Genomic DNA, 6,355 nt, shown 5'->3' on the forward strand with positions numbered 1-6,355 from the left:
CAGGTCATCATTTCAGATTATTAAAACATAAAGGAGTTTACCCACAATGAGATATCAAGGACTTTTGCAAACATACAGAGAGCACCTTCCAGTTAATGAAAATACACCCCTGCTTACACTTCAGGAAGGAAATACACCGTTGATTCATGCAGAGAATCTGTCTGAGGAACTCGGTTTGAATGTCTATTTCAAATACGAAGGTTTGAACCCTACGGGATCTTTCAAAGACCGCGGTATGGTTATGGCTGTTGCCAAAGCTATGGAAGAGGGCAGCCGTACGATCATGTGTGCATCCACAGGTAATACGTCAGCAGCTGCAGCGGCCTACGCCGCACGTGGTGGCCTCAATTGTATCGTACTAATCCCGAATAACAACATTGCATTGGGTAAACTGGCCCAAGCCATGATCTATGGAGCTAAAGTGATCGCGATTAATGGTAACTTTGACCGTGCACTGGAGATTGTGCGTGAGATCACAGCCAAACATCCAATCACGCTTGTAAACTCTGTGAATCCATTCCGGATTGAAGGACAGAAGACAGCGGCGTTTGAAGTTATTGAACAACTTGGCGAAGCGCCTGACGTTCTGGCTATCCCAGTCGGTAATGCGGGTAATATCTCGGCTTATTGGAAAGGCTTCAAAGAATATAAAGAGGCAGGTAAATCCAACACGCTTCCACGTATGGTTGGTTTCGAAGCAGAAGGTGCGATGGCCATTGTCAAAGGTGAGCCGATTCTTGAACCTGAAACGGTAGCAACAGCAATTCGAATCGGTAATCCGGCGAGCTGGAAAACGGCAGTAGCTGCAGCTGAGGAATCTGGTGGACAGATCAACTATGTAACGGATGAACAAATCCTGACAGCGTATCGTACACTTGCTTCTCGGGAAGGAATTTTTGCTGAACCTGCTTCTGCGGCTTCCCTTGCCGGTGTATACAAACTGAAGAGTGAAGGGTACTTTAAAGGCGGAGAGACTGTAGTTTGTGTACTGACAGGTAATGGCCTGAAAGATCCTAATATTGCGATCAAAACAGTAGCGACTGAGCCACTTGTTGTTGAAGATACGGAAGAAGCAGTAATGGCGGCCATTGCACAACTGGAGCAGCAATCTGTATGAGTTTGCGTGAAAAGCTAACCGTAAAAATACCTGCAAGCACAGCCAATCTCGGTCCGGGGTTTGATACCCTGGGCATGGCATTGTCTTTGTATGCCTGGTTGGAAATGAAACCTGCCGAGCAGACGTCATTTCATCTTCACGGCAATCATTTGACAGGCCTGCCAACAGATAAATCGAATTTGATTTACGAAGTGGCACAGATGGTATTCAATGAAGCTGGGGTATCCATCCCTGAATTGGAGATTTCCATGTATTCCGATATTCCGCTTACGCGGGGACTCGGGAGCAGTGCATCAGCCATCGTTGGTGCATTGGCAGCAGCGAATGCATTAATTGGTGCTCCTTTATCCGATGCGAAGCTTCTGGATATGGCCACATCCCTCGAGAAGCATCCTGATAATGTTGGAGCATCTCTGTATGGCGGTATTATTACGGCTGCATGGAATGGTCAACAGGTAGATCATATACGTATTGAACCACACCAGGATCTGCAGGCTTTGGTTATTGTACCTGAATTCCAGCTGTCTACTTCAAAAGCAAGGAATGTAATTCCAGAGCAATTTGGCATGTCTGATGTGGTGCATAACATTAGCAGATCCTCACTGCTCGTTGCCGCTTTGGCGAGTGGACGACTGGATATGATTCAGAAGGCGATGTCAGATCGAATTCACCAACCATATCGGGCATCATTGGTGCCAGGCATGGCTGAGATATTGGAACATGCTGTTGATCATGGAGCGTTGGGAGCTGCCCTGAGCGGAGCTGGACCGACCGTATTGACTTTGGTAGATCGTCATGACACCCGGAAAGCGGGATTGGAACAATATTTGCTGGACACTATGGAGCGGGAGGGCATATCTGCTTCTGCACTGTGGCTCGATCCGGATTTGGATGGTGTAACCGTGCTGCCTGATCAAGACGAACGTCCTTTTCTGGACCGAATCAAAGGGGAAGTTAATGCATGAAACGAATTGCAGTATTACCTGAAGGCTCAGTCTCTCATGAGGCAATTGATTTCCTTTTCAACGGAGAACCATTAGATTTGCTTCATTCCAAGCTGATTTCGGATGTGTTTAGAGCAACGGATAGCGGAAATGCACAATACAGTGTTATTCCGATCGAGAATACCATTGAGGGTTCCGTTAGTCTTCATATGGACTGGCTTGTGAATGAAGTGGACATTCCGATGCAAGCGGAGTGGGTATACCCATCCATCCAGAATGTCATTGGACATGGCTCGGAATTTAAGACGGAGAGCGGCGAGTATGATTTTAGTAAAATTACCAAGATCATGTCTCATCCTGTGGCTATTCCGCAGTGTCAGAATTTTATTCGGCTGCATTCGCCTGGGGCGGAGCTTGAAGGTGTGAACAGTACAGCCGAAGCTGTAGAAATTGTGAAAAAAAATCCAGGTAAGGGCTGGGTGGCGATCGGTACAAAGCTTGCTGCTCAGAAGCATGGCTTGGACATTATGGCTGAACGGGTTACAGATCATGACAACAACTACACCCGTTTTGTGCTCATTGGCCATGAACCTGTGAACATTCCACGTGAACCGGATCATGTAAAAACCAGCTTGCTGGTGACGTTGCCAGAAGATGCACCGGGTGCGTTGCATCAGGTATTGTCAGCTTTTGCATGGCGGAAGCTGAACTTGACCCGTCTCGAATCTCGTCCAACGAAGAAACGATTGGGCAGTTACTATTTTTACATTGATGTTGTGGAAACGGTCGATTCGGTATTGCTTACCGCAGCCATGGCAGAGATTGAAGCATTGAATTGTCAGGTGCGCGTTCTGGGTAGCTATCCTTGTTATACATATCCTTCGAGATAATTGACCTGATGGTGTTTGGGAATGTTAGAAGGTTGTCATAAGTCGGGGTAGAATGAGCGAGTAATGGCTTGTCATTTGGTGTACAATGGACGGGTTAATAACGTTTCGGAGTACAGGGAATGGATATTTTATGGAGGTGCAGTCATCAGTGGCAGAACAATGGATCTATTTGGATGGTCAGTATGTGACCAAGGAGAACGCAACCGTTTCAGTGTATGATCATGGATTTTTGTATGGAGACGGGATTTTCGAAGGTATTCGGATCTATAACGGAAATATTTTCAGATGTAAGGCCCACTTGGATCGTTTGTATGATTCGGCAAAATCCATTAGTTTGAACATTCCGCTGTCCATTGATGAGATGCTGGAAGTCATGGCTGAAACGGTGCGCCGCAATGATATGCGTAATGGTTATATTCGTCTTATTGTATCGCGTGGCCCTGGTAATCTGGGGTTGGACCCGTTACGTTGCCCTAAGGCATCCGTAATCATCATCGTGGAGCAATTGGCGATCTATCCGGAGGAAGCTTATCTTACTGGATTGAAAGCAGTGTCTGTATCTCAACGCCGGAACATTCCGGACGCATTGAATCCGAAAATTAAATCGTTAAACTATCTGAATAACATCCTAGTTAAAATCCAGTCTAACTATTCAGGTGCTGGTGAAGCGATTATGCTGAACTCCCAAGGGTACGTTACTGAGGGTTCAAGTGATAACATCTTCATCATCAAAAATGGTGTAGTGTATACGCCGCCTTGTTATCTCGGAGCACTTGAAGGGATTACACGTCAAGCGATTATCGATCTATGTGGCGAACTGGAGCTTGAATTAAAAGAAGTGCCATTCACCCTGCATGATGTGTATATCGCAGACGAAGTCTTTTTCACCGGGACAGCTGCAGAAGTTATCGCTGCATATGAAGTCGATGGAAGAACAATTGGCACGGGAGTAGCAGGTCCGGTAACGCTGAGACTGCTGGAAGCATTCCGTCAGATTGTTGACAAAGATGGATATAAAGTGTGGGAATCTTAAGTTAGAATTGCATAACATAGGGAACAGGAATCCTCCTTGTCCGATAAAATTTTGCATACCTGGTGTATGGGGATTTTGGAGACAGGAGGATTTTTTTTGTTTAGTTGATGTCATTAGCCCGGTTTCTGCATAGGATGTAGTAACGGTATGGGCGAATGTACTGCCCAAGTATGACGTCTAGGAGGTTAGTTCCCTGTGAAAATACACATGGTGAAAAAAGGCGACACATTATATCTGCTGTCCCAAAAATACAATGTAGCGCTGGACAAATTGATCGCGGCTAATCCGCAAATCACAAATCCCGACAAGTTGGATATTGGTATGAAGGTCAAAATCCCTGCAGAGCCAGTAACACCGAAGCCGGAGGGTGTGCTCCACAGTCACAAGGTGCAGCAAGGAGATTCGTTATGGAAATTGGCACAAGCCTGGGGAGTTCCTTTAAAAGACATGGTCAATGCCAATCCACAGTTGAAAAATCCGAACGCTCTGCTGGTGGGGGAGACAGTTTATATTCCATCTATGCACGCACAAGGAAACAGCACATCTAATTCGGGTGCCGGCAACATTGCTGCTCAAGAAAAGTTGTCACCTGAAGGTAAGGAATATACGGGAGTCAAAGAACCGGAACCACCGGCTCCAGTAGCGCCAACTCCCCCTGCTCCGGTAGCAGAGGTTCCTGTTCCGGTCCCAGTGCCTGCTCCACCACCAGCCAATACGGAGAAGCCGAATGTGAAGCCTGAACTGGAGGTACTGCCGCAGTTACCGGAGCTTCCTGAAGTGAAACCCGAAAAGGAAACGCACAAAAAAGAAGAGGTTAAACCCGAAGTTTATGTAAAACCGGTAGCAGAATCCAAGAAATACACAATGCCTAATCTATCGCCTGAAATTATGCCTTTGCCTGTAATGCCTAATACAAAGTCTCCAACTGAGGTTGCACCAGCAACGAAAAAACCTTGTGGTTGTGGTAATAAGTTGCATCATGCGCCAGCCGAGCACCCTTATGTTCAAATCCCGGTTCCTGTACAAGAGGTGTATGGTGCTCAGCAAGACATGTACACGGCAGGAGCGAGTAACAATGCGGCGTTTCCAGGGATTCCGGAAGTTAGTCCTTATAGTGGCAGTGATCTGCCTAACAGTCCGTGGACTGGCGCGGAGCAGGGTTATAACCACAATAACGTTATGCCGAATCTGTCCGCAGAAATGCAAAACAACTCATTTCCGATTGCGCCAGCTGGCGAAGTGAATAGTCCATTCCCAACATATGCAGCACCTAGTCATATGAATCATCAGCCGCCTTTCATATCTCCATACTCAATGCTTCCGTACCCTCCATGCGGATGTGGCTCACATACACATATGCCTCAGTATACTTATCCTTCTCATGGTTATCAGGATCCGGCATGGAATATGTACGGTCCTTCGTACGGTATGCCGCCTGAAATGTCCACATCAACGATGCCAAACCAGCCTATTGAGTATGCTTATCAGAATCCGTACCCTACTCAGAACATGGTTCCCCCGTCCCCGCTTGGAGCATTTGGTGAAATGTATCCTCCTCAGGGGCAAGGGAAGGGTGGCAAAAAAGGGGGGCGTGAAGACGCTAACTTAAGTCAGGTAGCAATTGAAGAGGTTGGATCAGATTCGGAAGGGAAGTCTAAGCAAGCAGGGAATAAGCCGGCCGCTGCAAAACGCAGAACAAGCAAGGCTCCTCTGAAGAATAAATCCAAGGTATCCGTGTCCGGGAAAACATCCAGAGAGGGTGCAGCTACTTCCAACCAACGGAAATCCGATAAAAAGCGTCGTAATCCATGGATACAAAACTAACCTGAGGATTGTGATTGATGAATAAGTGAGGGACCTGTTATATAAGCGGGAAGCCAGCTCTGTAATAGAGAGCTGGCTTCCCGCTTACTTGAGTGAACATTGAGTTGCACATAACGGAGATAGTTGCTCAGGAAATAATAGAAAGCATTTTATTAAGAAGTTATTGTAAACCCTTTCATGAATATGTTAAAATATTTGTACCCTATGAGCATGACCTAATATGATAGGACAAGATAGGGTACGGATATTGATAGCTTTAGCTGTTGTAAAACTACTAAAGAAAAGAAATGAAAAAACTGTTGCATTACATTCAGCCGTATGATATATTATTTAAGTCGCCGCTGAAACACAGTGCTGACACGGGAAACACAAGAGATGATGAAACAAGTTTGATCTTTGAAAACTGAACAACGAGTGAGTAAACATTCTGCTTGCAGAATGAACGCGAAAGTTGGAGACAAGCCTTGGCTTGGATCGACTGGAGCACAAATGAGATTTTTAATCTCGTCAGATTCAAAATGAGCTTATCGCTCTTTTCAATACTTTA

5 protein-coding genes are annotated in these 6,355 nt (G+C 46.0%); all 5 read left to right on the plus strand.

Annotated features, from left to right (window positions below; translation table 11 throughout):
* The first annotated feature begins 46 nt into the window (after positions 1 to 46).
* The 5 genes from thrC (at position 47) to C170_RS29880 (ending at position 5,808) form a co-directional block, all read left to right on the plus strand.
* The gene (gene thrC / locus C170_RS01640) at positions 47 to 1,117 is read left to right on the plus strand and encodes a threonine synthase (RefSeq protein WP_036605915.1); all 1,071 of its coding nucleotides are present in this window, start codon (positions 47 to 49) and stop codon (positions 1,115 to 1,117) included.
* Positions 1,114 to 2,082: a homoserine kinase gene (gene thrB / locus C170_RS01645; protein ID WP_036605916.1), complete on the plus strand. Its 969-nt coding sequence runs from the start codon at positions 1,114 to 1,116 to the stop codon at positions 2,080 to 2,082. The genes thrC and thrB overlap by 4 nt, the downstream gene beginning before the upstream one ends.
* Positions 2,079 to 2,951: a prephenate dehydratase gene (pheA, locus tag C170_RS01650; protein WP_036605917.1), complete on the plus strand. Its 873-nt coding sequence runs from the start codon at positions 2,079 to 2,081 to the stop codon at positions 2,949 to 2,951. Before thrB ends, pheA begins: the two co-directional genes overlap by 4 nt.
* A 148-nt stretch (positions 2,952 to 3,099) precedes the next feature.
* A complete protein-coding gene (gene ilvE / locus C170_RS01655) occupies positions 3,100 to 3,984 on the plus strand; it encodes a branched-chain-amino-acid transaminase (protein ID WP_017692630.1) in 885 nt (294 codons plus the stop codon).
* Between the two features lie 195 nt (positions 3,985 to 4,179).
* On the plus strand, positions 4,180 to 5,808 hold the full coding sequence (locus C170_RS29880; protein WP_051446929.1) for a LysM peptidoglycan-binding domain-containing protein: 1,629 nt from the start codon (positions 4,180 to 4,182) through the stop codon (positions 5,806 to 5,808).
* Positions 5,809 to 6,355: the final 547 nt, after the last annotated feature.

The sequence above is a fragment of the Paenibacillus sp. FSL H7-689 genome (assembly GCF_000517905.1).
GTDB classification, from domain to species: Bacteria; Bacillota; Bacilli; order Paenibacillales; family Paenibacillaceae; genus Paenibacillus; species Paenibacillus amylolyticus.